The organism is uncultured Gemella sp., from assembly GCF_963519265.1.
GTDB lineage: Bacteria > Bacillota > Bacilli > Staphylococcales > Gemellaceae > Gemella.
Genome location: NZ_CAUQNQ010000120.1, coordinates 1 through 3458, shown reverse-complemented (window position 1 = coordinate 3458; position 3458 = coordinate 1). Strand labels below are relative to the sequence as shown.

At 27.7% G+C, this 3458-nt stretch carries 3 protein-coding genes; all 3 read right to left on the bottom strand.

Annotated features, from left to right (window positions below):
- Nucleotides 1–55: 55 nt before the first annotated feature.
- Nucleotides 56–1156, bottom strand: a complete 1101-nt coding sequence (locus RWN11_RS07735; RefSeq protein WP_314161157.1) for a hypothetical protein — start codon at nucleotides 1154–1156, stop codon at nucleotides 56–58.
- Nucleotide 1157: 1 nt separating this feature from the next.
- Nucleotides 1158–2600, bottom strand: coding sequence for an ABC transporter ATP-binding protein (locus tag RWN11_RS07730; RefSeq protein ID WP_314161156.1), 1443 nt, complete (start codon nucleotides 2598–2600; stop codon nucleotides 1158–1160).
- 97 nt (nucleotides 2601–2697) lie between these two features.
- Nucleotides 2698–3458: Cof-type HAD-IIB family hydrolase (locus RWN11_RS07725; protein ID WP_314161154.1), on the bottom strand; the 761-nt coding region annotated here is incomplete at its 5' end.

Genomic DNA, 3458 nt, shown 5'->3' with positions numbered 1-3458 from the left:
AAAAAATAATTGGGGTTGTTTGGCTATACCAAATATTATTAAAATACTCTTCCTGCTACCTTACGAAGTTAGATAGAAACGAACTTTTTCCAATTCCTACTGCACCTGTGAATAGATATATTTCTCCTTTTTTTAATATTATATTTTTATCCAGCTTAGAATTACCATAAGAACCACTTATTATTTCAAAATAGTCTTTTTTCTCTAAAAGTGATTGTTTATGCTTTTGTTTTCTATTTTTTACATTTACTAGTTCTTCGAGTGTATCGGCTTTGATATTAATACTACTAAATTTTACAGACAGTTGAATCAAGAGTGTCATTGCTGGTATCATCCAGATGCTTATTTGATAAATAGAAACTATACTACCAATGCTTCCTCTGCCAATAAGGTATGATCCCAAACAAACAATAATTACAACCATAGAACTGTTGACAAATTTAATAACTGAGGTTATTAATTGTTCTAAGATATTTCTTTTCCTAGATAAAGCAATTATCTCATCATTGACTTTATTTATTTCATGTATAAATTTATAATTTAATTTTTCATTATAAAACGATTTTATGCCTAAATCATCCAGGTTCTGGGAAATTGATTGTAAATGAATCGTTTTGTTTATTCTCATATCTTCAACTACTATCAATTTTTTGTAAAATATACTAAGTAAAAAATATACGCTAAGAAATATTATAACTATAACTAAAAAAATTATTATATTCTCTATCAATATGTAAATCATTCCTAATCCAATAGTAGCAAGACACCACAATAAGCTACCAATATCTCGATAAAAAAAAGAACTAATTTCATTTACACCTTTTGAAATATAGTATAAATATGCACTGTCATTTTTTGGCGTAGTCAATGATTTATTTACAAGTCTATCTATAAGACTTAAACTATTATCCAATATAAAACTTGAAATTTTCAGGTCTAAAGATATTAAATAATTGGTAAAAAAAGGAATAATAGCAACCATTCCTCCTAAGAAAAATAATGAAAATACATCAAACTTAGGAATGCTATAATTTATTGCATATTTTATAAGTATTGCTGGAAATAATAATACTATTGATCTTAGTAAGACAATCAATGAAATGAATAATAGCTTAAATATATTACTTTTCAATAAAATCTTCGATATTTTTTTCATACTAAACCTCTATGATGTCTGTTATTATTCTTGACGGTACTATTCCTTTTTCTAAATGAGTAACCTCAAAAATGCATCTATCAGAAAAATACTCAACAAAAAATTCTTCAATGCGTCTTCTGACATTTTCGTCAACATTAGCACCTAACTCATCAATTATTATAACTTGCGCCTCAAAATTGGTTTGACGAATAAGATTGATAATTGCTTTTTGCCCCGTTGATAAATCGTTTTCTTCACTTAAATTTGTATTTAATTCTGGAATAATATCTAATAACTTAGAAAATTTAGATAGATCGTCTCTCATTAAATTTTCTTCAACAGTACCTTTTATAAATGTAAAGTCTTGAGGAACAAACATTTTATGTTCTTTTTTTAAATATGAATCATTAAAATATAATTCTTTACAAAGTGTTGATTTTCCCACACCATTTTTTCCTCTTATAAGAAAGTATCCATGTACATTATTGTTTAATAGATTAATTATCTGATAAATTTTTGATGGTTTTTCTTGAGGGTCTTCCTCTTTTAGTCGCTTTATCAAATTATATACTTTAGAATATGATATTAAAATTTCTTGAATAGATGAAATAAAAGTCATGGTATATTTAAAAGGAGAACTAAAATAACTTAAGTAAGTTATGACTGATACTAATTCACCAATTGAAATTTCCCCAGAGATAACTTTCATACCTCCTAAAATTATAATAAGTCCTGGTCCAATAGAATCAATGGTTCTAGGTAATAACTTAGTTTGATTAGTTGATAAATTAATATTAACAGTTAACTCATTGATTTTATCTGATAGAGAATAAACTTGTTTTTGTATATAATTGCCAGAATAAAGAAAATATGATTTCTCTTTATTGGTTATATACTCTTGTGTAAAAACTTTTAAAATTTTCTTTTTTTCTCTCTGTTCAATTTGTAACATTTTTTGTTTCTTCACGAGTTTGCTAAATGGTAAGAAATATATTGAATACAATATGGATAAGGTCAAAAATAATATTGGAGAAATTAGGTAAATATTTATCGCTGCAATTACAAATCCAATGACCGTGACTAATATTTCTACAAATGACTCAATTGTGAAATTTTCAATATTTTGTAAATCATCATTAATAATTTGTGAAAACTCACCTTTTTTAATGCCATCAATTTTTTTATAGTTCTTATAATTCCAAAAAGAATATAAATAAGTTCTCAAAGTACCTATAGCGGATACAGTAAGTAATTTTATTCCAATTAAGCCTATTCTACTACAAATAAAAGCCATTAAAATTAGCAATAAAATACCACTAAATGTACTATATACTGATAAACCAGACTGAATTGAATCAATTCCGCGTCCAATTTCCTTAGGAACTATTCCTTCTAAAATAGATCCAATTATTAAAAGAACAAAGGCTAGTATAAAACTCCCAATTTTTCTCACACTAAACATTCTAATTTCTCCATGAAATAAATTTTTTTAATGATTCTGGTAATTTTGATAACTCATCATTGAATCTAGTTAAATCATTTTTTCTGTAGTGCTCATACTACAATTTCTCACTAATCACTTGTTCAATCGCCTTAATGACACCATTATTTTCGTTCGTGTCTGTTACAATGTCGCATAGATTTTTCACTTCTGCTGTGGCATTTCCTATTGCGATAGGTAATCCTGCGTATTGAAGCATTTCGATATCATTAGCAGCATCTCCAATAGCAGCAATTTCGTTTCGGTTGATGTTGAGTTTTTGAACTAATTTTTCTAGACCGTATGCTTTATTGACGCCTTTTTTTAGTACCTCAATTAAATATTTTTGGCTACGAACTACATAGAATTCCTCTCTCCATGAATCTGGAATCACTGTTTCGAATTCGTTTAATTGTTCTTCGTCTCCAAGTAGTAAAATTTTATAAAAATCTGTTGTAAGAGATTCTTCTATTGTAATACGTTTGATTTCTCCATTGATAATTTTTACATCATATTCCATCCATTCTGTTGGTTCTTGGTCAAAGGAGTAGTAATAATCAACTCCGCCTCCCATCACACTAATGCCATGTTCTTTTCCGAGTTGAATCCATTTTTGGATAGCGGATGAATCTACAAAGGCATCCATGATACGGTTCCCTGTTTGACTTTCGTAAATATTAGCGCCATTTTGACTAATAATATAATGATTTTCTTCAAGATAGCCCAAGTCTTTTAAGTAAGGTCGAATTCCCGTTTCTGGTCTGCCTGTACATAGAACTAATAGTGTTTCTGTATCTTTGTTGTGAAATTCTTTGAAATATTGTTTTGTTTCTTCCAGTA